The organism is Chryseobacterium sp. TB1-D10 (genome assembly GCF_059803555.1).
Window position 1 is genome coordinate 198262 of record NZ_JAPFHB010000007.1, and the last position, 24440, is coordinate 222701.

Sequence of the window (24440 nt, forward strand, 5' to 3'; positions counted from 1 at the left end):
TATTTTTCTTTCTAAAACACAAACACTTATCACAAACTTTTCAATAATAATTATTGTGGCAGCATTATCCGCCTTCCGCTCCCAATCTTTTTTGCAGACGATTTCAGTCTAAACTGAACCGGAAGTCAAAGCAAAAAAGGATTTCCGCTCAAGTCGGGCTGCAGATTCAGCATAAAATCACCAGAAAAGACAAAATCAAATTTTGCAATCTCAAATGTATTTCAGCAGTCAATCTTTCTGAATTTCAAGTGCATTTTTTAAAAGAAGCTAAATCTAATTTCTAAAATCTAATTTCTAACATCTATTATATAAAAGAATACTTATAAATTTGACAATCGAAAATTCTTAATTGATGCTGGATTTTATCAAGAAAAAAATTGCGCTCATCTGGGCCAAAAAACATATTGCCAAAACGAAAGATTTCAAAACCAATGCTGTCAGGAATCAGGAAGAACTCTTGCTTTCACTTGTCAAAACGGCTGAGAAAACCTTATTCGGCAGAGAATATCAATTTGAAACGATAAAGAATATTGAGGATTTCCGAACTACTGTTCCCATCGCAGATTACGAAGATTTAAAACCTTACATCGAAAAAATCAAAAAGGGACAATCCAAAATTCTTTGGCCAGATTTGCCGGAATATTTTGCAAAAACTTCAGGAACAACTTCCGGCGCCAAATACATTCCGATTTCCAAAGAAGCAATGCCTTTCCAAATCGCAGCTGCTCAAAGTGCTTTATTTCATTACATCGAAAAGAAAAACAGTGCAGATTTCGTCAACGGAAAAATGATATTCCTTCAAGGTTCGCCGGAATTGCAAGAAATCAACGGCATCAAAAATGGAAGATTATCCGGAATCGTGGCGCATCACATTCCAAATTATCTTCAGAAAAACAGATTGCCAAGCTGGGAAACCAACTGTATCGAAGATTGGGAAACCAAAATCGATAAAATCGTAGAAGAAACCGAGAAAGAAAATATGACTTTGATTTCCGGAATTCCACCTTGGCTCATTATGTACTTCGAAAAACTAATTGACCGTCACGGAAAAAAAATCACAGAGATTTTCCCAAATCTTAAATTAATAATAACTGGCGGCGTAAACTACGAACCGTACCGGGATAAAATGAATGAATTGCTGGGAAAACCAGTCGATATTGTTCAGACTTTTCCGGCTTCGGAAGGTTTCTTTGCGTTTCAGGATGATTATACGAAGGAAGGTTTGTTGCTATTGACCAACCACGGGATTTTCTATGAGTTTGTTCCTTTGGAAGAATTCGGAAAACCAAATGCAAGAAGATTGACATTGAAAGATGTAGAACTCAATAAAGATTACGCCTTGATTTTGACGACCAATTCAGGACTTTGGGCATATTCCATCGGCGATGTGGTGAGATTTATTGATAAGAATCCTTACCGGATTTTGGTTTCCGGAAGAACCAAACATTTCACTTCGGCTTTTGGTGAACACGTGATTGCATTTGAAGTGGAAGAAGCATTGAAAGCTACTGTTGAGAAATTCCCGGCTCAAATCACAGAGTTTCACCTTGCACCACAAGTGAATCCTGCAGAAGGTTTGCCTTATCACGAATGGTTCATAGAGTTTGAAAAAGAACCGGAGAATTTTAAAGCTTTCAAATCTGAATTGGATTTGCAACTCAGAAAACGAAATACTTACTATGATGATCTGATTTCCGGAAATATTCTGCAGCCTTTGGTAATTACAAAATTGAAGAAAAATGCGTTTCAGGATTATGCAAAATCTGAAGGGAAATTGGGCGGACAAAACAAGATTCCACGTTTAGCTAATGATAGGAAGATTGGGGATTTTTTGTCTGAGTTCGAACTGTAAGCTGTGTGTTTAAAGTTTGTCAAAGATCTTAAATTTTGGGTGAAGGCTGATTTACAAACAAATGCTCTAGCCCCGATGGGAACGGCATCCTTTTTTGGCATTGCGGTAGAAACTTCAATCAAAAATACTTCAAGTCGTTTGCAATGCCAAAAAAGATATAGTGGACAGCGGGATTAAGCTCCTGAAATATTAATGACTCACGGCTTTCAAACCAACAATGGACGCAATCAAAGTTGAAACGAAAAAGAGTCTCCAAAATGTTGCTGGTTCTTTGAAAATCAGGATTCCGACAATTACGCCACCAACCGCGCCAATGCCTGTCCAGACTGCATAAGCGGTTCCGATGGGTAGTCCGTTGGTTCCGGAGATGGCTTTGAACATCAGGAACATACTGATGAAAAGACTTGTGAAAAATCCAAGCCACCAAAACATACTTTCTTTCCCCGATGTTTCCTGCGCTTTTCCGAGACAAGCTGCAAATCCGGTCTCGAAAAGTCCTGCGATGATGAGTATAATCCAATTCATTTTGCGAAGATAAAATTTTGAAAATTAATGTGTAATTAATAGCGATCAATTACTTTTGCATAATGATTTCTCTCACACCGCTCCGCGTCTTAAAAAATATAGAATTTCGTCACCTTCTCACAGGAAGATTTTTTCTGATCATCGCCTTCCGAATGCTGGCAACTTTGCTGGGCTGGTGGGTTTATCAGTTGACGCACGATCCGTTTTCTATTGGATTGATAGGACTTTCGGAGGTTGTTCCGGCTGTTTCCTGTGCACTCTATGCCGGACATGTGATTGATATGAATGAGAAAAAACGACTGCTTTTGATTTGTAATTATGCCTATGTTGTTTTGATAAGTCTGCTTTTGATTCCGGCATTTTTGGGTCATAAATTACATTTTACAGGTCACGAAATCACTTATTTTATCTATGCGGTTATCTTTTTTACCGGAATTTGCCGTTCTTTTCTAGGTCCTTTGGTTCCAAGTATGATTCCGAGAATCGTGAAGCAGGAAAATCTGCCTTACGCTGTTACATTGAATCAGGCAACGTTTTTGATTGCGTCTGTTTCCGGGCACGCTTTGGGAGGATTTTTGATTGCGTTGATTACGATAAAATGGACTTTGGTGGTCATTGTGAGTTGCATGGTTTTGTCATCATTATTCTTTTGGACAATCAACAAACAATTTTCTGAAAATAAGAATAAGGATATAAAAATATTCGAAAGTGTGAAGGAAGGTCTGGCGTACATTTATAAAACTAAGGAAATCTTGGGTGCTCAAATGTTGGATATGTTTGCAGTACTTTTTGGCGGTGCAGTGGCGATGATTCCGGTTTTTGCGAGTGATATTCTGAAGGTTGGTTCCGAAGGTTTTGGACTGTTGAATGCGGCGTCTGATATTGGTTCGATGTTGATTATCATTACATTGTCAATGGTTCCGCTTCGTAAAAATCAAGGGAAGATATTGCTTTTTGTGGCGACTGGTTTTGGACTTTGTATCATTGGATTTGGATTGTCGAAAATGTATTGGCTGTCGTTTGCATTCTTGGTTTTGAGCGGAATGTTGGACGGAATCAGCGTCGTAATTCGTGGAACAATCGTTCAGTTGAAAACGCCGGAAGAAATCCGTGGACGTGTTTTGAGCGTGAATTCGATTTTCATAATGTCGAGTAATGAGCTTGGACAATTTGAAAGTGGATTAACGGCCAAGTTGATAGGCGTTGTCCGTTCCGTGGTTTTTGGTGGGGCAATGACGGTTTTGACGGCTTTGTTTATTGGGGCGAGTTCTAAGAAATTGAGGAAAATGCAGTATTAAATCCAAATCTTAATGAAGAGGTTTTTCAGCTTTATTAAATCAATTTTTATCATTCTGATAGTTTGGTTTTTGGTGCATTCAATTTGTATTACGATTGATGGACTGACAGATAAACAGACAAAAGCTGATGTAGCAATCGTATTGGGTAATAAAGTGAATAAAGATGGAACTCTGTCCGAAAGATTGAAGGCTCGTCTTGATAAAAGTATTGAATTGTTCAATCAAAAAAGAGTGAAATCAATTATTGTCAGTGGTGGTTTGGGCAAAGAAGGCTTTTGGGAAGGAAATAAAATGCAGGAATATTTAGTTGAAAATAAAATTCCGTCAGAAAAAATATTAGTTGACAATTACGGAAATGATACGGAGAAAACGGTTGAGAATTCGATAAGAATAATGGATAGTTTGAATTTCAAAAGTGCGATTTCTGTTTCTCAATATTTTCACCAGACTAGAACAAAGAAATTATTCCACAACAAAGGTTTTAGGAATATTGAAAGTGCAAGTCCGGGTTATTTTGAGTTCAGAGATTTCTACTCAATCTTTCGAGAGTTTGTGGCTTATTATAAAGAGGCAATTTGATTGAAATGAAAAAGGAAGCAAACTCTTGCTTCCTTTAATTTTTATAATGCGTTTGGATTTCTTCTGTTGTCGAAAAATGAGGCGATTTGAATATGATTTTTTAAAATTCTATACGTAAGAGAAAAATTCTCTAAAACCAAAACCCGCCGTAATTTGTTCTTTTTATTTTCTGCTCCTATTTTTGGATTTTCTAAGATAATATTGATTTTGCGCAAAGTTTCATCCAACAATTTATCAGAATACGTTTGCGATTGGTTCTTTTTTATCCAATAATCACGCGTTTCATCAAATTCATTTTTTGCTCGTAGTGACCAAATGACTTTCACCTTCCATAAGATTTCAAGAAATCCTTGTGAGAAATTACTCGTCCTGCCTCAATATCTTTTAATCCTTCTTCTATTAATTCTTTCTCAGCGTCGGATATTTCATCCCACCAATCAGACTCTTCCTTTTTTGAAATCAAAGTTTTGATAAACAAATGTAGTTCTTCCAATTTATTTACTGGAACATCTTTTATTTCTTCAAGAATTGTATTGAGAGTAAGCATCTTATCTAATTTTTATTAAAATTAATAAAAATATTTTATATCAAACTTCTAATCTTCGCAATCATATCATCGCCCAATTTATCAGCTTCTTCCTGAGAAAATGCCTCCGTATAAATTCTGATAATCGGTTCTGTATTCGACTTTCTTAGATGAACCCAGTTTTCAGGGAAATCGATTTTTACACCGTCAACGGTTGAGATTTCTTCGTTTTTATATTCTTCCTGAACTTTGATTAATAAAGCATCAACGTCGATATCCGGCGTCAATTCGATTTTCTTTTTACCCATAAAATAACTTGGATAAGTTGCTCTCAGTTCAGAAACCGTTTTGTTTTCTTTTGCTAAATGAGTTAAGAATAAAGCAACACCAACCAAAGAATCACGTCCGTAATGAAGTTCCGGATAGATGATTCCACCGTTTCCTTCGCCACCAATGACGGCATTTTTTTCTTTCATTAAGTTAACGACGTTCACTTCGCCAACAGCGCTTGCAAAATACTCTGAATTCAGGTTTTTTGCAACATCTCTCAACGCACGGCTGGAAGAAAGATTGGAAATTGCTACGCCTTTTTTATCTTTCAAAAGGTAATCTGCAACGGCAACCAACGTATATTCTTCGCCGAACATTTCGCCTTTTTCGTCCACCAAAGCCAATCTGTCAACATCCGGATCCACCACGATTCCCATATCTGCTTTTTCCTTGATGACCAATTCGCAGATGTCGCCAAGATGTTCCTTCAAAGGTTCTGGGTTGTGGGGAAATTGTCCGTTTGGTTCGCAATAAAGTTTTACCACCTCAATGCCTAATTTTTTCAAAAGTGGTGGAATAGAAATTCCGCCGGTAGAATTTACAGCGTCAAGTACAACTTTGAATTTCTTAGCTTTTATCGCCTCAACATCTACAGTTGGTAAGTCTAAAATTTGTTTGATGTGAATCTCGAAAGCGTCATCTCTGGCTTCATATTTCCCCAAATCATCAACTTCAGCGTAATTGAAATCTTCATTTTCTGCCAAAGACAAAACTTCTGCACCGTTTTCTCCGTTGATGAATTCACCTTTGTCATTCAATAATTTCAAGGCGTTCCATTGTTTTGGATTGTGAGAAGCGGTCAGGATGATTCCGCCGTCCGCTTTCAATTCAGGAACCATAATTTCTACAGTTGGCGTTGTGGAAAGTCCTAAATCCACAACATTAATTCCCAAACCTTGTAAAGTTGAAGCAACGAGAGAAGAAACCATTTGACCCGAAATCCTCGCATCACGACCAATGACAAGTGTTAAATCTTTTTTATTTTTATTGTTTTGAAGCCAAGTTCCAAAAGCAGAAGCGAATTTCACGACATCCAGCGGCGTCAAATTATCGTTTACTTTTCCGCCAATAGTTCCTCGGATTCCGGAGATTGATTTTATTAATGACATTATTGAATTTTAAGGTTTATTATTTGAATGCAAATGTATTAAAAAGAAGTGATTTTAAATTTAACCAAAGATTACAATGCTGGAATTTTGTCCTGAATCTTGTCGTAAACTTTTTTCACTTTTGCAGGTGGATTTAGTCTGTATCCAAAGAAAAAAAGCACGTAAAAATCATTCTGAATTACATTCGATCCGTCGTCTTTGTAATGATTTCCAGTATAATTAAATTTAGAACCGAAGAATATTTTCTCAGAATTATAGCCCGAATGCAATCCTGCTCCGAAATTCTGCGTGAAATAGTTTGCTTTTTCTATCTTATCCTGCTGGACATCATCTTTATAGTTACTCCATTTTTTTCCAAGACCTGCGTATGCAAAAGGTGCGATATTAATATTTTTTGTAACGACATAGTTGTAATGGTAACCTAAATCAACATTTAAATCCAAGTGTTTTTCACGGGATTTTATTTCATCTTGTTTATCAGAAAATATCACATATTCATAATTAAAAGAGGGAACAAAACTTCCGCTGCTGTTTTTCTGCCATTCTTTTTGATAATAAATTCCCTTCAGAGAAAAATCTTTATTAAAAATATAAGAAGTAGAGCCGCCAAAACTCTGAATCCTGAGATTCGGAAAGATCAGATATGGATCACGATCCTTCTGCCAATCGCTTATAAAATCGCGGGTATTGCTGATATAATAGCCTTTGCTATTTTTATATGAGAACGTCTGAATAATATTTTTCGGAAACAATCTGAAGTTAAAATTGGTGTAGCTGCTTTTTCCTTTCAGTTCGTTGTTGTTTCCCGGGAAAAATTTTGGTGCAAATGAAACACTCGCACTGATGATTTTATAATCGAATCCAAAACTTGTATTGATCTGGTTGTTGAGTGCAAGTTTTGGTTTAATGCCTAATTCTCTGGAAGAAATTACGAATTCGTCTGTATTGGTATCAATATTCAGTCGAAGCATAATCTTCTCATCATAGGAAATCACCTGATTATTGATGCTGTCATTCTGTGCAGATATGAAAATGCAGAAGTTGAGCAGAATAATAATGAGGATTCGCATTGATCAGCTTTAATTCAAAGCTAAAGTACTGACTTTTTCTGAGATCAGGAACAACCACAATCAGATCCGCAGTTTTTCCCGTCTTTCTTTTTGGAAAATGTCTTTGCCAATTTTTTGAAAGTAAAATAAAGTGCTCCCAAAATCAATATTCCAATGATTGCGTATTGTATGATGATTGAGTTTTCCATTTTTCTGATCTTTAGATTTATTTCAGAATTTGATAAACTATAAGAGCTGAAAAGTATGCCAAAACTGTCATAGCAAAAGTTTGCAATAGCGTCCATTTCAAACTCTGCGTTTCTCTGTAAACCACTGCAATTGTGGAAATACATTGCATCGCAAAAGCGTAAAATAATAAGATCGAAACGCCGGTAGCAAAGCTGAACACCTTTTCGCCATTGGGATGAACATCCAGTCTCATTTTCTCGATCAATCTGCCTTCAGGAGCTTCATCGTCCAGACTGTAAAGCGTAGATAATGTCCCTACGAAAACCTCTCTCGCAGCAAAACTTGTCAAAATCCCGATTCCCATTTTCCAGTCGTAACCTAGAGGTGCAATCGCAGGTTCTATGCCGCGACCGATTTTCCCAAGGTAAGATTGTTCCAGTTTGACGTCAGAAGCAATACTTTGATTTTCTTTTTGTGAAGGTCCGAAATAACTTAACGTCCAAAGGATAATGCTGACCGTGAAAATAACTTTTCCGGCTCCGCTGATGAATTCCCAAACCTTTCCTAAAACTAATTTGAAATCATAGGCAAACAAAGGCATTTTGTAAGTCGGCAAGTCCATTACCAGGAAACTTTTGACTTTGGTTTTTATGACATATTTTAATATTAATGAAGAAAATAATGACATCCCGAAACCTAAAAGATACATTGCCATCAAAGCCAACGCCCGGTATTTTATGCCGTAAATACTTTCGTCCGGAATGATTAAACCAATGATGATGCTATAAACCGGTAATCTCGCAGAGCAAGTCATAAAAGGTGTTACGAGAATCGTAATTAGCCTTTCCTTTATGTTTTCGATATTTCTTGTGGACATAATCGCTGGAATTGCACAAGCCGTTCCAGAAACTAGGGGAACAATGCTTTTCCCATTCAGTCCAAAAGGTCGTAAAAATCTGTCCATCAAAAAGATAACTCTTGCCATGTAGCCGGAATCTTCTAATAAATAAAGAAAATAAAGCAATATTCCAATCTGTGGTGCAAAAATCACGATTCCACCAATTCCGGGAAGTATTCCGTTTGAAATTAATGAATTGATTGGCCCTTCCGGAAGATATTCTGCTGAGAAAGTTGAAAACCAGCTGAATAATCCTTCGATCCAGTTCATCGGATATTCTGCCAAAAAGAAAACGCTTTGGAATATAATTAATAAAATAAAAAGAAAAATTAAATAACCCCAAATTGGATGAACCAAAATCCGGTCTAACTTCTCTGTTAATAATTGTTTTCTCTGAGGAATCTTTTCCGTTGTTTCAGAAATGATTTTATCAATGTTTTGATATCTACGGACAGTTTCCTGAATTTGAAGTCGTTTCGGAACGTTGCACTTCGCATCTTCCTGACTTATGATTTCATTGATTCTCTCAATCTTTCCGAGGTAAGTATCTGCGGCAAGAAGTGTCCAGATTTTATAAAGATTTTTGTCTTTCGTATTCTCGGAAATTTTGTAAACCAGACCTTTCTGCTCAATCGGGATTTCAAAGGTGCTTTGGGAAGTTTTCTTAAATTGATTATTCAGAATCGCTTCACGGATTTCTTCGATTCCAATATGTTCCTTCGCGTTGGTTCTTAAAATGTCAACATTTAGTTTCTGCGAAAGTTTTTCTGTATCTATTTTAATGCCTCGTTTTTCAGCTTCATCTATTTGATTTACAACCATCAGAATAGGAATTCCAAGATCCTGAATCTGCTGAAACAAAAGCAGACTTCGTTTCATATTTATGGCGTCAGCAATGTAGAGAACACCAACGTAGTTTTCCTGTTCCTGAATCAGATATCTGGAAAAAATCGCTTCATCTTCCGAAGTCGGGTAGATGCTGTAAGAGCCGGGAAGATCTGTGATTTCAACCTCCTCGTTTTTATAAGTATACTTTCCGGAAAGACTCGCAACGGTGACGCCAGCGTAGTTTCCGGTTTTTTGTTTTCTGTTGCACAGACTGTTGAAAAGGGTGGATTTTCCGACATTCGGATTGCCAACCAACAGCAGCTGTTTCTGTTTTTTCTGATCCTGCATGTGATCTTATTATAAAGCCAAAACTTCTACTTTGATAAATTTTGCTTCCTCTTCCCTGAGCGCAACTCTGGTTTTTTCCGAGCCGTATTCTATGTAAAGCGGACCTTTGAAAGGCGCCTGATAAAGTACTTTGAAGGATGTTTCCGGAAGCAGTCCCATTTCCAGAATTTTGGTAGGCATTTGCAGATTGTCATTGTCGTAACCTGTAATCTTTCCCAATTTGTTTTTAGGAAAGCAGCACAATTTATCGGGATGTTTGTTTTGCAAAATTCGTCTTTTTAGAAGTGCAAATATAGCTTGTTTTAAATAAATCTAAATAAGGATATTAATCATAAAAAAACCGGGAAGAAAATGTCCCGGTTTATAAGTTTTGAATTATTTTTTCTTTTTGTCTTTTGCAACTGGCAGTTCGATTGGATTGTCATTGGCATTGTAAAAATCTTTCAGCATTTTTTCCTGCGTTTTTACCATTTCGCCAATGCTCACATCGCTTCCCGGTAATTTTTGAGACATCATTTCCGGTTTCAGCATAGGGCGGATTGTAGCAAAAGGATCTTTTTTGAAGTCTGCAATTGTACTTTCAAATTTGTCTCTGGAAACTTCAACGCGTTTTGCGCTTCCGCCTGGAGAAATTTTTTCTATGTAAGAAAGTTCTTCAAAGTTGTTAACTTTTTTGTTTCCCTTCAGTTCCCACGAGTAATTTCCACCGTCATCTTCAATTTTTACAATTAGTCCCGGCAATCCATAGAATTTATAGGGTCCGTCCTGGAAAGGAAGATCCGTTGTAAACCATGCATTCCATTTTCTGCCTCCGAATTCTGTAGTTGCCTTCTGTGTATTGTAAGTTCCGATTTTTACTTTGTCAGAAGTGATATTCCAATTGAATTTTGTAGGATCAACATAACCCAGTTTCATTGGAGTCATTCCGTTTTGAAGGCCTTCTTCGAAAATCACTTTCATATCAGGATAAACTTTCTCTACCTTATAAGCAAATTTCGGCATTCTCATAGATTTTGACATATCCTTGAAAACACCCGCTTTTTGCATTGCTTCAACTTCAACTTTGATGATAGAATCCTGAGCAACCCACGTGAAATCTCTGTAAAGCGATTTATCTTTTGTAATATCAAGCGTTGTCATTACTTTTTCAACTTTAGCTGAATCTTTTTTCGGTTTGAAAGTCAGTTCATAGAAAAAACGGTTGGAAGCCGTTTGAGAAAACACCATTGTTCCAACCATCAAAATTGGAAGAATGAATAATTTTTTGAGAGATTTCATAAGCGATTTTATATTTTTTGTTTCTGAATAATTAGTGCAGGATTTTTTAAAATGTTACAGAATTATTCATACATTTTTTTGATGGATTCATTCAAGGTCTTATAAATATGAAGTTGCTCCTCATTTTTAATCAATTCTTCGTGGAGTTTTAAAACTCTCTCGTCGCCTCGTACAGCTGGTCCTGTTTGGGCGAGTTTAGGCTCGATGTGCTGGATTTTCTCAAAGGTTTCATTAATCAGAGGAAGGAAATAATTAAAATCCAAATCCTGAGAATCTGATATTTCCTTGGCTCTTGCAAAAAGATGATTCACAAAGTTGCAGGCAAAAACTGCTGTCAGATGGATGTATTTTCTATTTTCGTAAGTTGAAACTTCAACACTATCTGAAATGATGGAAGCTAATTCAAACAAAGATTTTTCATCAATTTGATTATCAGCTTCTATGAACAAGGGAATTTTGGAATAATCCAGATCTTTGGTTTTCGAGAAAGTCTGGAGCGGATAAAAACTGGCTTTTCTGTAATTTCCTTTTAAGATTTCCTTTGGAAGAGAACCGGAAGTGTGAGCAACCAGCGCATTTTCATTTTTAATTAATTCAGAAACATTTTCCACAGCAGAATCGGAAACGGCGATGATGTAAAGTTCAGCTTCATCTAATTTTTCTGTTGAATAAGGAATGTCAAACTCATTTGAAATCTTCGAAAGTTCAATCTCATTTCGTCCAAAGATTTGTTTAACCTTAATATTATTCTGAGTGAAAGCTTTTGCCAAATGATAAGCTACATTTCCCGAGCCGATAATTATTGTTTTCATATAACAAAGATAAGATTTTGATGATTTGGATTTGATTAATAATATTTAAGGCTCGATTTTAGATTTAGGTTTTATCCAAAGAAATTGAAAAAATAATTTAACTTTGGTCTTATTTTTTAATCAAAACTACGAACATCTGAATGAAGCTCAAAGATGAGGAAATTGTAAATCTGTTTGCTACACCTCAAACGGTAGAGAAAGGTTTGCGTGCGATGATGGATGCTTATCAGAGTCGTCTTTACTGGCATATCCGGCGGTTGATTGTAGATCACGACGGCGCTCAGGATGTTTTACAGGATACATTTATCAAAGCGTATCAGAATATTCATCAGTTCAAAAATGACAGCAAATTGTACACCTGGCTGTACAGAATTGCGACCAATGAGGCTTTGCAGGCTCTCAATAAAATGAACAGGATGAAAAAGACAGATGAAGATGCGGAATATCACATGCAGAATCTGGTGGCGGACAATGCCGGACAGGATGCTGAAGAGATTCAGGTTTTTTTGCAGAAGGCAATTCAGACTTTGCCGGAAAAGCAGAAATTGGTCTTTAACATGAGATATTATGATGATTTGCCTTATGAGGAGATTTCGAAGATTCTGGATATGTCGGTCGGAACTTTGAAAACGAATTATCATTACGCAAAAGATAAAGTGGAACAATACATTAAAGATAATTACTCGCAAGAGTTCTAAAGAAAATAAAGGAAATGAAAATAGATATAGAAAAACTCAACAGAAAAACACCTTATCCGGAACCTTCGGAGGATTTTTTTACACAAATGCAGGCGAATGTGATTTCTAAAACAGTTGGACAAAATCCAGTTGTTGCGATGAAAGAAACTAAAGTTTTCTCCCTCAATGTTAAATGGATGGCTGCTGCTGCCGTTATTTTGATCGGTGGAATCACCGCATTTTTTAGTCTTAATAATAATCCGGAAGTCTCTATGGCTCAGCAAGCGCCAATTGTTGACAGTGTTTACGAAATTGAACACCCGATTCAAAAACCATCTACAGATCTATTGGCAGAAAATGTGATTTCGGCAGAAACTCAGAATGAAATTTCGGAACCAAAAATTTTGAGAACCAATTCTGCAATTGCAGCTTCTAAATCTAAAAATGAAGTTTCATCTGATAGATATATGACTGACAGACAGGATTACGCTGTTGCAACAAAAAACGGATCTAAAATGGATGTGGAAAAAGTATTGGCCGCTTTCACACCGGACCAATTGAAAGATATTGACAGAAATAGCGAACAAGACGTGTATCTCGATCTGTATAATTAATTAAAAATCAGAAAAATGAATAAATTCTTATTAATGATTTTGATTGCAGGATTTTCCTCCGCACACACCGCGAAAGGTCAACAACGGAATTCTGGAAATACAGCTGGCAGAAATAGTACTTCATCACCTACATTTAGAAGTGGTTCTGCAAGTTCATTATCGCCCTCGGGAACTATGCAAAGACAACAGTCTATTCCAAGAACATCTGAGTGGCAGTCGATGAATATGAAAGAAAGAAAACAAGCTGTAAGCAATATGTCTGTAAAAGACCGAACCGTTTTCCTTCAAAATATAAAACAGAATATTGTGATTGATGATCTTGATATTCCAAAAGAAAAACAGGATGAATTCAAAACGATGTATGCAGAATATCAAAATAATCAGAAACAGATTAAGGAAAGATTTCACGTCGATAAAAATCTGGATAACCTTTCTGACGAAGAAGCAACAAAACGCCTGGATCAAAGCTTTGAAGTGGGACAGCAGCTTCTGAATAACAGAAAAACTTATGCGGATAAATTCTTAAAAATACTGACGCCGCAACAGGTTCTTACCCTTTTCCAGACAGAAGGGAAAATGCGGGAAAAAATGCTGGACAAAAAGAATGATAAATAGTTTCAAAACCTCTAATTTTTAGAGGTTTTTTTTATTTTATCTCGCACATTTGCAATTGTCTGTAATTTATTTTCCTATTCTGTGAAAAATATGTATTTTCGCACACTATTATAAATACATACTATAAAATGGCAATTTTAGGCGAAATTAGAAAAAGATCATGGCTTCTGTTGGGCGTAATAGCTTTGGGGTTGTTAGCATTTCTTTTCAACGCAGATACCTTTGATAAGTTATTTTCAAAGAATCCAAATGTTTTTGGACAGGTCAATGGCGAAGATATTACAAGAGACGAATTCAATGACCAGTTGTTTATTATGCAACAGCAGGCTCAGCAGCAAGGACAGCCTACAAAAGGTTTGGAAGAGCAGGCTTGGCAGATTCTTGTACAGTCCAAACTGATCAAACAGCAATTTGACAAAACAGGATTGACGCTTTCAGATGAAACTTTCTGGAGCCAGTTGCAATACGATCCTATTTTCGCTCAGAATCAACAATATTTTGATGAGAAAGGTAATTTCAAACTTAAAGAGATTAAAGGCGAGATAGAAAAATCTCAGGCAACGAATCCTGAAAATTATACTTTCTGGTTGAAAAATAAAAAAGCAATCGAGTACAGAATGATGGCCAGAATGCTTTTCGGAAACATCACTTCCGGAATCACAACCAGCAAAAAAGAAGCTGAGTTGATGGTGAAATTTCGTGATGAAGTTGCAAACATCGATTTTGTGAAAGTTGATTACCTTGAATTTTCTAAAAAGAATAATGTAAAAGTAACAACTCAGGATCTTGCAGATTATATCAAGTTACATCCTACAAGATTCAAAGCGACAGCCAGCAGAAATATTGCTTATGCCTATTTCCCAGCTGCACCAAGTGCCTCTGATGATGCTGCAACGCTTAACGAGATCAATAAACTTTTCCTAAAAGGAACTGATGCTTCAAACGGAACGGAAAACTTCCAGAACACAAAGAATGATTCTATGTTCGTGGAACTTAATTCTGATGTGCCTTTCATTCCTCAGTATGTAAGTCCAGCTCAATTGCCAACAGAGTTGAAAGATAAAATTGCAACTGCAGCTATCGGACAGACTTTTGGTCCTTACAAAGAGCAAACGCTTTACGTAGTTTCAAAATTATTGGACAAAAAAGCTTCTGACTCTACATTGTCAAAACATATTTTAATTGCTTATAAAGGCGCAGAAAGATCTACAGCAACCAGAACCAAAGAAGCGGCTAAGAAAACTGCAGACAGTTTATTGGCAGTGATAAAAGCTGACCCTGCAAAATTTGCTGAAGGACTTAAATTGTCTGATGAGCCAAACGCCGTAGAAAGAAACGGAAGCGTGGGTTGGACAACACCAGCAAGTCAGTTTGCGCCAGGATATCTTAGTTTCTTAGCGAATAACACAAAAGGCGCCACCGGATTACAGGAAACAGCTTTCGGATATCACATCATCAATGTTGAAGATAAGAAAAGCGGCGCAATGACTTATAAAATTGCACACCTTGCTAAAAATATCAAAGCTTCTGACAAAACTGAAAACCAGGTTCTGACTCAAGCGACAAGATTTATCCAGCAGACTGAAGGTAAAAGCTTTAACCAGTTCAAAAACTTAGCTGAGAAAAACAAATACAGATTTGATAATCCTAAAACTGTAGGAAGATTTCAAGGAACACTTCCGGGATTGGGAACAGACAAAGATGCAGACGTAATTACTTGGGCTTTTGATAAGAAAAGAGAAATCGGAGATACAGATATTTTTACAGTAGAAGGTACTGGCGACAGAATCGTAGCTTACGTGGTAGGAAAACAGGATGAAGGTCTTGCTGATCCTGAAACTGTAAGAGATCAAATCGAGCCAATTGTAAAAAATAAAGTTCTTGCCAAGAAAATCCTAGAGAAAATCAATGCAGGGAAATATGCTTCACTTGACCAGGCTGCAAAAGCACTTGGAACAACAAAACCAAGCGCGACGGTTAATATGTTCAATCCTTCTGTAAATGGTGCAATGGAACCTAAAGTTGCAGGAGCGGCATTTGGAGTTGCTGTAAACAAATTATCTCAACCAATCGAAGGGATGACTGGTGTTTATTTGGTAGTTAAAAAATCAGTTACAACTAACAAGTTGCCAGGCGATATCAAACAAATTACTGAGTCTATTACACAGCAGAATTCTCAGCAGTTTACAGGCGCATTCCTGAAGAGCCTTCAGGATAATGCAAAAATCAAAGATTACAGAATTGAAGTTTGGGATAAGAATCCACAGCAATAATTTTAAAATATTTTAGAATAAGCAAAAGCGGCATAATTGTCGCTTTTGTTGTTTTTTATTTATAATTATTATAAATCCAATATTCATATATTTGCTAATTAGTAAAACTCAAAAACGTGAATTTAAGTAAAGAATTAAAAACAGGGCTGATAGCTATTTTCGCCATAATAGGTTTCGTTGTACTTTATCAATTTATGAAAGGCAAAAGCCTTTTTACGACAGATAATGTTTTCTATGTGAAATATGACAATGTTGAAGGTCTTGCTGTTTCCAATCCTGTTTCTATAAACGGACTGAAAGTAGGACAAGTGGATGAAATAAAGCCTATAACAACTGGTGGTAAATTGCATTTTGTTGTTAAGTTAACTATTGATGATAATTTTCAATTTTCCAAGAGATCTACAGTTGAGATTTTCGAACCTGGATTGATGTCTGGTAAGGAGATGAGAGTCAACTTGTTCTATGGTGGGGAAACTGCAAAAGACGGAGATACATTGGCCGGTAATTATCAATTGTCAATGCTGAATTCATTGTCTTCTCAAGTAAAACCGGTTAAAGATCAATTGTCAAATGTCTTATTGAAATTAGACTCTACACTTGCCAGCACAAACAAAATCGTTGATGAACAAAATAGAAGAGAAATCAAATTGTTGCTTTCAAATCTTAATAAAACTATTGAGTCTTTCAAAGGTGCATCTGACAGAACAAATTCTATCCTTGCTAATAACGAAAAAGGCTTGCACGAAGTTGTTGAAAACGCAAATGCTGCCATGTTGACAGCTAATAAAACTTTGGACAAATATGGTTCAGTTGCAGAACGTGTAGATATTGAAAAACTGAATGGAACAATTGACCAATTCAACCAAACAGCTGGCAAATTGAATAACGTTATTTCCGGCATACAAAACGGCGAAGGTTCTCTTGGTAAATTGGCAAAAGATGAAGAGCTTTACAATAATCTTACAAAGACTTCAAAGAATCTTAATGAGCTTGTGGAAGACTTCAAAGCCAATCCTAAGAGATACGTGAACTTCTCGGTTTTTGGTAAAAACGCAGATAAAAAATAATATATGCAATATATCGATAATGCTATTTTCCTGATTCTTTTAATTGCTGGTTTTGGACTGTTTTTTAAAAGTCTGAAAGAAATTTACCGCAATATCAAATTAGGAAAAGAGATCAACAGAACAGACAGAAAAGCAGAACGATGGGCCATTATGACCAGAGTTGCACTTGGACAGAGCAAAATGGTAAAACGCCCGATCGCAGGAGTTTTACATATTTTCGTCTATGTAGGTTTTGTGATTATCAATATTGAATTATTAGAAATTATTATCGATGGAATCTTTGGAACCCATCGTTTCTTACAAAGTGTTCTAGGCGATTCATTATACGCATTTTTCACAGCAACTCTTGAAGTTTTAGCACTGTTGGTTGTGATTGCAGTGGTAGTTTTTTTCATCAGAAGAAATTTCTACGGTGTGAAAAGACTGACAATGAAAGAACTTTTCGGCTGGCCAAAGAAAGATGCCAATTGGATCTTGATCATTGAGTTTGCTTTGATGGTTGCTTTCTTTACAATGAATGGAGCTGATTATTATTCCGATGCCAATCGTTTTGCAAGTAATTTTCCAATTTCAAGATACCTGTTTCCATTCTTTCAGAATTTCGGTTTAGAAACACTTCATATTATCGAAAAATCGGCTTGGTGGTTTCACTTTGTCGGGATTTTGTTCTTTATGAATTATCTTTATTATTCAAAACATCTTCATATCATTTTGGCATTTCCAAATACTTGGTTTTCCAATCTTGAGAAAAAAGGGAAATTCAATAATCTGGATTCTGTTACCAAAGAAATTAAGTTGATGATGGATCCAAATGCAGATCCTTACGCTGTTCCCGCTGAAGGTGAAGCAGAAGTTCCTTCGAAATTTGGCGCAGAAGATATTTTCGATCTTAATCAGCATCAGTTGATGAGTGCTTATTCCTGTACAGAATGCGGAAGATGTACTTCGGTTTGTCCTGCGAATATTACGGGTAAAAAATTATCTCCAAGATTGATTATGATGAAAACCAGAGATCGCCTTGAGGAAGTTGGAAAAAATATCAATCAAAACGGCGGTAAGTTTGTAGACGATGGTAAAAAACTAGTCAACGATTATATTACGAAAGAAGAACTTTGGGCTTGTACGACTTGTAACGCTTGTGTAGAAGCTTGTCCGGTTCTGATAGATCCTTTATCCATCATTTTCGAAATGAGAAGATTTTTGGTAATGGAGCAATCTGCAGCGCCACAGGAATTAAATCTGATGATGACCAATGTGGAAAATAATGCTGCGCCTTGGCAGTACAATCAGGCAGATCGTGTGAACTGGGCGAAAGATTAATTTGCAAAAAACTAAAGTAAAAGGACTTTTTACATAATACAAAATACATTTTACAACAAATGGATTTCACTATAAAAACGATGGCGGATTACGCTGCTGAAGGCAAATCCCCCGAAGTTCTCTTCTGGGTTGGATGTGCCGGAAGTTTTGATGATCGTGCGAAAAAAATAACCAAAGCGTTCTGTAAAATTCTAAATAAAATTGGAGTTGAATTCGCTGTTCTTGGACAAGAGGAATCCTGCACAGGCGATCCCGCAAAACGTGCCGGAAATGAATTTGTTTTCCAAATGATGGCTTTGACCAACATCGAAGTTCTGAATGCTTACGAAGTCAAAAAAATAGTAACGGCTTGCCCGCATTGTTTCAATACTTTGAAGAATGAATATCCAAGTTTGGGCGGGAATTATGAAGTTCTGCATCATACTCAATTCCTGAAAGATTTGATGAATGAGGGCAGACTGAAAATAGAAGGCGGAAGTTTCAAAGGAAAAAAAATCACCTTTCATGATCCATGTTATCTTGGAAGAGGCAATGACGAATATGAGGCGCCAAGAATGCTTCTTGAAAAACTGGACGCAGAATTGGTGGAAATGAAACGCTGCAAAACCAACGGACTCTGTTGTGGAGCCGGAGGTGCACAGATGTTCAAAGAGCCGGAAAAAGGTTATAAAGATGTGAATATTGAAAGAACAGAAGAAGCGCTTTCTTTCGAGCCGAAAATTATTGCAACGGGTTGTCCTTTCTGTAATACAATGATGACAGATGGTGTAAAGCATTTCAATAAAAATACAGAGGTAGAAGTTAAAGATATTGTTGAGCTTTTGGCTGAAGCAGAAGATTTGTAACTTTCATTACTATTATAATTATAAAGCCCAGATCATTTCTGGGTTTTTCGTTTTTACAGAATTGGATAAAAATCCGTAATTTTATATCTTTAAATTATTAAAATGAAAATCGAGGAATCAAGTATTGTAGAAACAAACGATTATCGGGTTATTATATATCCGGCTTCCAGACCTTTTACAGCAAAGGAAAGCAAAACCATTGCTGAGAAATTATACGATTTCTTAGGCGATTGGGCTGCTCACGGAAAAGAACTGTCTTCTTCTTTTAAAATTGAAAAAAACCAATTCATCATTATTTGTGTAGATGAAGAAAAAGAACCGGCTTCCGGTTGCAGCATTGATGCTTTGGGAAAAATAATGAGAGAGCTGGATTTCGAATTTGAACTTGGATTGTTTGACAGGATGAAAGCCAGCTTTATAGAGAATGGTGAAGTCAAAACTTTGAAGCTTTCTGACTTTAAAAATAAAGTAAGAAGCGGCGAATTATCAAAAGATATAGAGGTTTTCGATTTTTCCAAGAACACTTACCTTGATTTCCTGAGCCATTTTATCCAGCCTTTCAACAGAAGTTGGGCCGCGTCAATATCTTAGTTTTTCATAAAGTCAAGATTCTTCAATTTCAAAATTAAACTTTGAAAATACTTTTTCTTTCTTCCTGGTTTCCGAATAAATTAGAACCTACAAATGGCAACTTTGTGCAGCGTCACGCAGAAGCTGTTGCGCTAAAGCACGATGTGGAAATTCTCCATACGATAGGAGATTTTAGTCAAAAAGAAACGTTCATTTTCGATGATAAAGTTATTAATGGAATCAGGACTTTGATTATTTATTATAAAAACTCTAGAAACCCGATTCAGAATTTTATTAGACGAATGAAGGCTTATAAAGAGGGATTTGCCAAAATGCAAAAACCGGATTTGGTTCACGCCAATGTTCTTCACAACAATATGCTTTTCGCTGTTTTTCTGAAAAAGAAATATCAAATTCCGTTTGTGGTATCAGAGCATTGGTCCAGTTTTCTAAAGATTAATAGAGCCAAACTTTCTTTCGCCACATTAAGTATCGCTCGTTTTATAGCGAAAAATGCATCTTATTTATTCCCAGTAAGTAAAGACTTGATGGAAGATCTAAAGAAATTGAAACTTGGGAAAGACTTTAAAGTGATAGGTAATGTGGTAGATACAGGTCTTTTTTTTCCTATTGGCTCTCGTGCAAAAACTTTTACATTTCTACATATATCGAGTCTGCTACCACTTAAAAATCCCGATTTTATAATAGAGACTGCTATTCGCCTTAGGAAAGAGTTCCTTAATTTTGAATTTCATATTGGTGGAGACGGAGATGTAGAAAGGTTAAATAGAATTATAAAAAAACATACTGCTGAAGATTATATTAAGACATTTGGAGAAATCTCTCATAGGGAAGTAGCTGAAAAGATGAAAAATAGTAATTGTTTTATTCTCTTCAGTAATTACGAAAACTTACCCTGTGTTCTTCTCGAGTCCATTTCTTCCGGGACACCAGTTATTGCTACTCGTGTAGGTGGGATTCCAGAAATTGTAAATAATAATCAGGGAATCCTTATCGATAAATCTACGGAAGAATTATATTTGGCTATGAAAACAATACTGACTGGAAATCACATAATGGATTCTCCAAATGAACTCCATCAATATATTGTAGATAATTTTTCTATGTCAAAAATCGCCAAAGATTTTGATGAAGTTTATAATTGTGTTGTTTAAATTGCTAATAATTTAGGCAATCCAGAATGAAAAGTTTAAAGGATTTTATCAGAGCATTTTTTGCCAATAAGGGACAACACGTTTTTTTATCTTTATTGATAACCAAAATATGTGCTTTTTCAGGTTCTCTTTTTATGATCAGAATTTTACCAGAAAAAGAGTTTGGATTGCTAAGTATTGTGTCTTCTTTTTTTGTTGTTTTTGTCTCTTTTAGTGGATTCGGAAGTTTCCAAAGTTTGATCAGGTTTGGATCATTAGCGAATTCTGATGAGGAAAAAAAAGAATTGGCAGAATATCTTCTGAAGAAAGGTTTTATGAATCAACTTATTCTGAGTGTCGTATTTTTTTTAATTTCGTTTCTATACGTAAGTCATTATTATTACATTTTTTATATTTTCTTTTTTTTTACAATTCGTTTGATTGGGGTTTACTTCTTTAGCCACATTCAAGCAGAGAGGCGTGTTTATCTCAAGAATGATGAATTTGCAATGATAAACAATGTTGTCAATATTTCAGGATTGATCCTTATGATTATATTCTCCATCTTTTGGGGATTATATGGATATTTAATAGCAAATGCTATTGTGCCTTTTATTTCCCTATTCTGGTACAAGCGGTCTTTTGGGATTAAAAAACCATTATTGAGATATACCAAAAAAGAAATTTGGAGTTTTGCTGTATATGCCTCCTTAACAGCATTATTGTCGGATGCTTTTTTTTCAGCAGATATATTATTATTGAATTTTTTTAAAGATGAAACCGCGGTTGCTAATTATAAAGCAGCATTACTCATTCCCTCAAATATTACTTTTTTAGCACTATCATTTATGCAGAGTGATTATCCTGTTTTGGCAAAAAATCATCTGAATAGATCTTTTTTAATCAATTATATTATTAATTATTATAAAATTTTTATTCCCATATCTATTGTAATATTGATCGTTGGTTGTGTTTTTAGCGAAATGATAATTAGGCTTTTTTTTGGAATACAATACCTAGATAATTCATTGGAATTTTCAATTTTATTAGCAGCATTTTGTGCGAGTATGTTGCTCAGAAATCTCTATGGGAATATGTTGTCCGCAGTAGGTTTGATGAAGAAAAATACTTTTTTTTCGATCCTTTCGCTTATCCTTTTAGCAGCCTTTTCTTATTTTCTTGTTCCTGAATTTGGTGTAAGGGGAATGGTCATTTCTCTAGCAGTTACTTTAACCATTATCGGATTATCGATGATGTTTACATTTCTAACCTATCTCAGAACTTTGAAATAATTATCTTTGTCATAATGAAACTCAAGATATCAATCATTGTAACGACTATTTTACTTTTGTTTTCCTGCCAAAGAGATGAAGCAGAAATACAAACAATAGATCAGGTTTTGACGCTTTATATGAATAGTGCTGCTACCGGACAGGATTTGTTAAATCCAAATATTCCAGGTTCGTATTCTACGCCGTCTTTGCTGGATCTATTGGGAGAAAGAGACTTACAGCCTATTTCAGGATATACTTTTCCGAAAGATGCAGATACATTAGTTTATATGGATTATCCGGCTGGTGCAATCAGATTGAAAATCGATTCTTTGAGTAATGATGACGAACAGACTTATTATTCCAGATTTATAATCAGGTTACCCAGAACAATAAATGATGTTGTGGTAAACGACGATGACACAATCCAGATAGAATATAAATCCACCTCGTCACTTTTCCAGATTTCAAAACTCTGGTATAATGATAAATTGAAATTTACAAAAACCCAAGGAGGGCAAAACATTGTAAAGATCGTGAAATAAATCCTTAAATTTGCACAAGTTCTGTTGGGTGATGGAAGCGGGATGATGGAAGTTACGCTACAACACCCAACATCAAACACCTAACACCCAACAAAAATGTTACAGGTTAATTTTTTGCGCGAGAACAAAGAGCGCGTTTTGGAAGGCTTGAAGAAAAGAAGCTTCAAGGAATTAGATTTGGTCGATGCAGCAATCAATGCTGACGACGAAAGAAAAAAACTACAGTTTGAGCTGGACTCACAACTTTCCGAGATGAACAAAATTTCGAAAGAAATCGGAATTCTGATGAAAGACGGAAAAAAAGAGGAAGCCGAAGCTGCAAAATCCAAAACTTCGCAATACAAAGATTCGAGCAAAGAATTACAATCTCAACTAAACGATGCTGAGATCAACTTGATTAATATTCTTTATCAGATCCCAAATATTCCTTACGAAAAAGTGGTTGCCGGCGTTTCTGCTGACGACAACGAGATTATTTATGAATCTACAACGGTTGAAGGTCTTGGCGAAGGTGCCATCCCACATTGGGAATTGGCGAAAAAATACAATTTGATCGACTTCGAATTGGGCGTTAAAATCGCTGGTGCCGGTTTCCCTGTTTATTTCGGAAAAGGTGCGAGATTACAGAGAGCTTTGGTTCAGTATTTCCTTGATAAAAATGTTGATGCAGGTTATCTGGAAGTGAATCCGCCACACGTTGTAAATGAAGCTTCTGGCTACGGAACCGGACAATTGCCTGATAAAGAGGGACAAATGTACTATGTGAACGAAGATAAATTGTTTCTGATTCCAACGGCGGAAGTTCCGGTGACAAATCTTTACCGTGATGTTTTATTGGATGAGAAAGATCTGCCAATCAAAAATACAGCATTTTCACAGTGTTACAGAAGAGAAGCGGGAAGTTATGGTGCTCACGTGAGAGGCCTTAACAGACTTCACCAATTCGAAAAAGTGGAGATTGTAAGAATTGAAAAACCTGAAAATTCTTACGCAGTTTTAGAAGAAATGGTAGAGCATATTAAATCGATTTTGGAAGATCTGGAATTACCTTACAGAATCCTGAGACTTTGCGGAGGCGACACAGGTTTTGCATCAGCAATGACCTATGACTTCGAAGTTTGGAGTGCGGCGCAGGAAAAATGGCTGGAAGTAAGTTCTGTTTCAAACTTCGAGACTTTCCAGGCCAACCGTTTGAAATGCCGATACAAAGCAGACGGAAAATCGCAATTGGTTCACACGCTAAACGGATCTGCAATGGCTTTGCCAAGAATTATGGCTGCACTTTTGGAAAATAACCAAACAGAAGAGGGAATCAAATTACCAAAGAAAATCGCAGAATATGCCAAATTTGAATTGATCAATTAATTCAGTTTCTTAGATATAACAAAAGCCGCAAATTTATACTTTGCGGCTTTTGTTATATTAAATTAATTTTTTATTAAAAAAACTCAAATGATTAGTAAACATTTTCTAAATTTGCAATTCAATTAAAGCCGTGAAAAAGTCCACAATCTTTTCCCTATTATTTATATCAGTTCTTGTTTTCAGCATGCTTTCTTTTACATCCAATAAGAAAGTGATAGCCGTTGTTTTCAATAAAGAGATGACGAGAAGAGATCTACTAAGTCTGCAAAAAAATCTCAAAGAAAAAAACATTATTCTTATATTTAATAAGATGAAGTTTGTCAGAAATAAATTGAGTTACATCGATTTTACTATCGATTTTGGGGATGGGTTTGCAGGCAGTTCAAAATCTGAAATTAATAAATCAAAAGAAATCGGATTTGTAAGAGATTATAATGAGGATGCCGAACAACCCTTTGTTGTAGGTGATTTAAAATAAAAAAAGCTTCCAATTTGGAAGCTTT

26 protein-coding genes are annotated in these 24440 nt (G+C 36.0%); 16 read left to right on the top strand and 10 right to left on the bottom strand.

Translation table 11 applies throughout. From position 1 onward, the window contains the following. The first annotated feature begins 352 nt into the window (after nucleotides 1–352). The gene (locus OPU68_RS11365) at nucleotides 353–1852 is read left to right on the top strand and encodes a GH3 auxin-responsive promoter family protein (RefSeq protein ID WP_498474100.1); all 1500 of its coding nucleotides are present in this window, start codon (nucleotides 353–355) and stop codon (nucleotides 1850–1852) included. A gap of 189 nt (nucleotides 1853–2041) precedes the next feature. Here OPU68_RS11365 and OPU68_RS11370 read toward each other — a convergent pair whose 3' ends face one another. Beyond that, nucleotides 2042–2377 carry a DMT family transporter gene (locus tag OPU68_RS11370; RefSeq protein WP_498474101.1) on the bottom strand — a complete coding sequence of 112 codons (336 nt, stop codon included), beginning with the start codon at nucleotides 2375–2377 and terminating at the stop codon, nucleotides 2042–2044. Between the two features lie 62 nt (nucleotides 2378–2439). Between OPU68_RS11370 and OPU68_RS11375 the strand changes: the two genes are divergently transcribed. Then, on the top strand, nucleotides 2440–3675 hold the full coding sequence (locus OPU68_RS11375; RefSeq protein WP_498474102.1) for an MFS transporter: 1236 nt from the start codon (nucleotides 2440–2442) through the stop codon (nucleotides 3673–3675). Between the two features lie 12 nt (nucleotides 3676–3687). Next, on the top strand, nucleotides 3688–4254 hold the full coding sequence (locus tag OPU68_RS11380) for a YdcF family protein (protein WP_498474103.1): 567 nt from the start codon (nucleotides 3688–3690) through the stop codon (nucleotides 4252–4254). A 41-nt stretch (nucleotides 4255–4295) separates the two neighbouring features. Here OPU68_RS11380 and OPU68_RS11385 read toward each other — a convergent pair whose 3' ends face one another. From OPU68_RS11385 to OPU68_RS11425, 9 genes are all read right to left on the bottom strand, one after another. Further along, nucleotides 4296–4580, bottom strand: a complete 285-nt coding sequence (locus OPU68_RS11385) for a type II toxin-antitoxin system RelE/ParE family toxin (RefSeq protein WP_498474104.1) — start codon at nucleotides 4578–4580, stop codon at nucleotides 4296–4298. Further along, entirely contained in the window at nucleotides 4577–4801 is a 225-nt protein-coding gene (locus OPU68_RS11390) for a hypothetical protein (RefSeq protein ID WP_498474105.1), read from the bottom strand. The genes OPU68_RS11385 and OPU68_RS11390 overlap by 4 nt, the downstream gene beginning before the upstream one ends. Before the next feature lie 35 nt (nucleotides 4802–4836). Continuing rightward, nucleotides 4837–6219: a phosphoglucosamine mutase gene (gene glmM, locus OPU68_RS11395; protein ID WP_498474106.1), complete on the bottom strand. Its 1383-nt coding sequence runs from the start codon at nucleotides 6217–6219 to the stop codon at nucleotides 4837–4839. A gap of 71 nt (nucleotides 6220–6290) precedes the next feature. Beyond that, the gene (locus OPU68_RS11400; protein ID WP_498474107.1) at nucleotides 6291–7289 is read right to left on the bottom strand and encodes a DUF4421 family protein; all 999 of its coding nucleotides are present in this window, start codon (nucleotides 7287–7289) and stop codon (nucleotides 6291–6293) included. Between the two features lie 44 nt (nucleotides 7290–7333). Further along, nucleotides 7334–7477, bottom strand: a complete 144-nt coding sequence (locus OPU68_RS11405) for a FeoB-associated Cys-rich membrane protein (protein WP_498474108.1) — start codon at nucleotides 7475–7477, stop codon at nucleotides 7334–7336. Between the two features lie 17 nt (nucleotides 7478–7494). Continuing rightward, nucleotides 7495–9531, bottom strand: a complete 2037-nt coding sequence (feoB, locus tag OPU68_RS11410; protein ID WP_498474109.1) for a ferrous iron transport protein B — start codon at nucleotides 9529–9531, stop codon at nucleotides 7495–7497. Between the two features lie 9 nt (nucleotides 9532–9540). After that, nucleotides 9541–9798, bottom strand: coding sequence for a FeoA family protein (locus OPU68_RS11415; RefSeq protein WP_498474110.1), 258 nt, complete (start codon nucleotides 9796–9798; stop codon nucleotides 9541–9543). Between the two features lie 108 nt (nucleotides 9799–9906). Continuing rightward, a complete protein-coding gene (locus OPU68_RS11420; protein WP_498474111.1) occupies nucleotides 9907–10809 on the bottom strand; it encodes a GLPGLI family protein in 903 nt (300 codons plus the stop codon). Nucleotides 10810–10871: 62 nt separating this feature from the next. Next, on the bottom strand, nucleotides 10872–11621 hold the full coding sequence (locus OPU68_RS11425; protein ID WP_498474112.1) for a Rossmann-like and DUF2520 domain-containing protein: 750 nt from the start codon (nucleotides 11619–11621) through the stop codon (nucleotides 10872–10874). Between the two features lie 140 nt (nucleotides 11622–11761). On the opposite strand from OPU68_RS11425, the gene OPU68_RS11430 reads away from it, so the two are divergent. The 13 genes from OPU68_RS11430 (at nucleotide 11762) to OPU68_RS11490 (ending at nucleotide 24415) form a co-directional block, all read left to right on the top strand. Continuing rightward, nucleotides 11762–12319, top strand: a complete 558-nt coding sequence (locus OPU68_RS11430; RefSeq protein ID WP_498474113.1) for an RNA polymerase sigma factor — start codon at nucleotides 11762–11764, stop codon at nucleotides 12317–12319. A gap of 14 nt (nucleotides 12320–12333) precedes the next feature. Beyond that, nucleotides 12334–12912, top strand: a complete 579-nt coding sequence (locus OPU68_RS11435) for a hypothetical protein (protein ID WP_498474114.1) — start codon at nucleotides 12334–12336, stop codon at nucleotides 12910–12912. A 15-nt stretch (nucleotides 12913–12927) separates the two neighbouring features. Then, on the top strand, nucleotides 12928–13527 hold the full coding sequence (locus OPU68_RS11440; protein ID WP_498474115.1) for a hypothetical protein: 600 nt from the start codon (nucleotides 12928–12930) through the stop codon (nucleotides 13525–13527). 128 nt (nucleotides 13528–13655) lie between these two features. Next, complete coding sequence (locus OPU68_RS11445) at nucleotides 13656–15800, top strand: peptidylprolyl isomerase (RefSeq protein ID WP_498474116.1); 2145 nt, start codon at nucleotides 13656–13658, stop codon at nucleotides 15798–15800. 116 nt (nucleotides 15801–15916) lie between these two features. Next, on the top strand, nucleotides 15917–16867 hold the full coding sequence (locus OPU68_RS11450) for an MlaD family protein (RefSeq protein ID WP_498474117.1): 951 nt from the start codon (nucleotides 15917–15919) through the stop codon (nucleotides 16865–16867). Nucleotides 16868–16870: 3 nt separating this feature from the next. Further along, entirely contained in the window at nucleotides 16871–18187 is a 1317-nt protein-coding gene (locus OPU68_RS11455; RefSeq protein WP_498474118.1) for a 4Fe-4S dicluster domain-containing protein, read from the top strand. A 59-nt stretch (nucleotides 18188–18246) separates the two neighbouring features. Next, the gene (locus OPU68_RS11460; protein ID WP_498474119.1) at nucleotides 18247–19032 is read left to right on the top strand and encodes a (Fe-S)-binding protein; all 786 of its coding nucleotides are present in this window, start codon (nucleotides 18247–18249) and stop codon (nucleotides 19030–19032) included. A gap of 102 nt (nucleotides 19033–19134) precedes the next feature. Then, nucleotides 19135–19623 carry a hypothetical protein gene (locus tag OPU68_RS11465; protein WP_498474120.1) on the top strand — a complete coding sequence of 163 codons (489 nt, stop codon included), beginning with the start codon at nucleotides 19135–19137 and terminating at the stop codon, nucleotides 19621–19623. Nucleotides 19624–19664: 41 nt separating this feature from the next. Then, the gene (locus OPU68_RS11470; RefSeq protein WP_498474121.1) at nucleotides 19665–20777 is read left to right on the top strand and encodes a glycosyltransferase; all 1113 of its coding nucleotides are present in this window, start codon (nucleotides 19665–19667) and stop codon (nucleotides 20775–20777) included. 26 nt (nucleotides 20778–20803) lie between these two features. Next, nucleotides 20804–22048, top strand: coding sequence for an oligosaccharide flippase family protein (locus tag OPU68_RS11475; protein ID WP_498474122.1), 1245 nt, complete (start codon nucleotides 20804–20806; stop codon nucleotides 22046–22048). Between the two features lie 14 nt (nucleotides 22049–22062). Then, the gene (locus OPU68_RS11480; RefSeq protein ID WP_498474123.1) at nucleotides 22063–22572 is read left to right on the top strand and encodes a hypothetical protein; all 510 of its coding nucleotides are present in this window, start codon (nucleotides 22063–22065) and stop codon (nucleotides 22570–22572) included. A gap of 96 nt (nucleotides 22573–22668) precedes the next feature. After that, nucleotides 22669–23937 carry a serine--tRNA ligase gene (serS, locus tag OPU68_RS11485; RefSeq protein WP_498474124.1) on the top strand — a complete coding sequence of 423 codons (1269 nt, stop codon included), beginning with the start codon at nucleotides 22669–22671 and terminating at the stop codon, nucleotides 23935–23937. A gap of 130 nt (nucleotides 23938–24067) precedes the next feature. Next, the gene (locus tag OPU68_RS11490; RefSeq protein WP_498474125.1) at nucleotides 24068–24415 is read left to right on the top strand and encodes a hypothetical protein; all 348 of its coding nucleotides are present in this window, start codon (nucleotides 24068–24070) and stop codon (nucleotides 24413–24415) included. The last annotated feature ends 25 nt before the right edge of the window (nucleotides 24416–24440 follow it).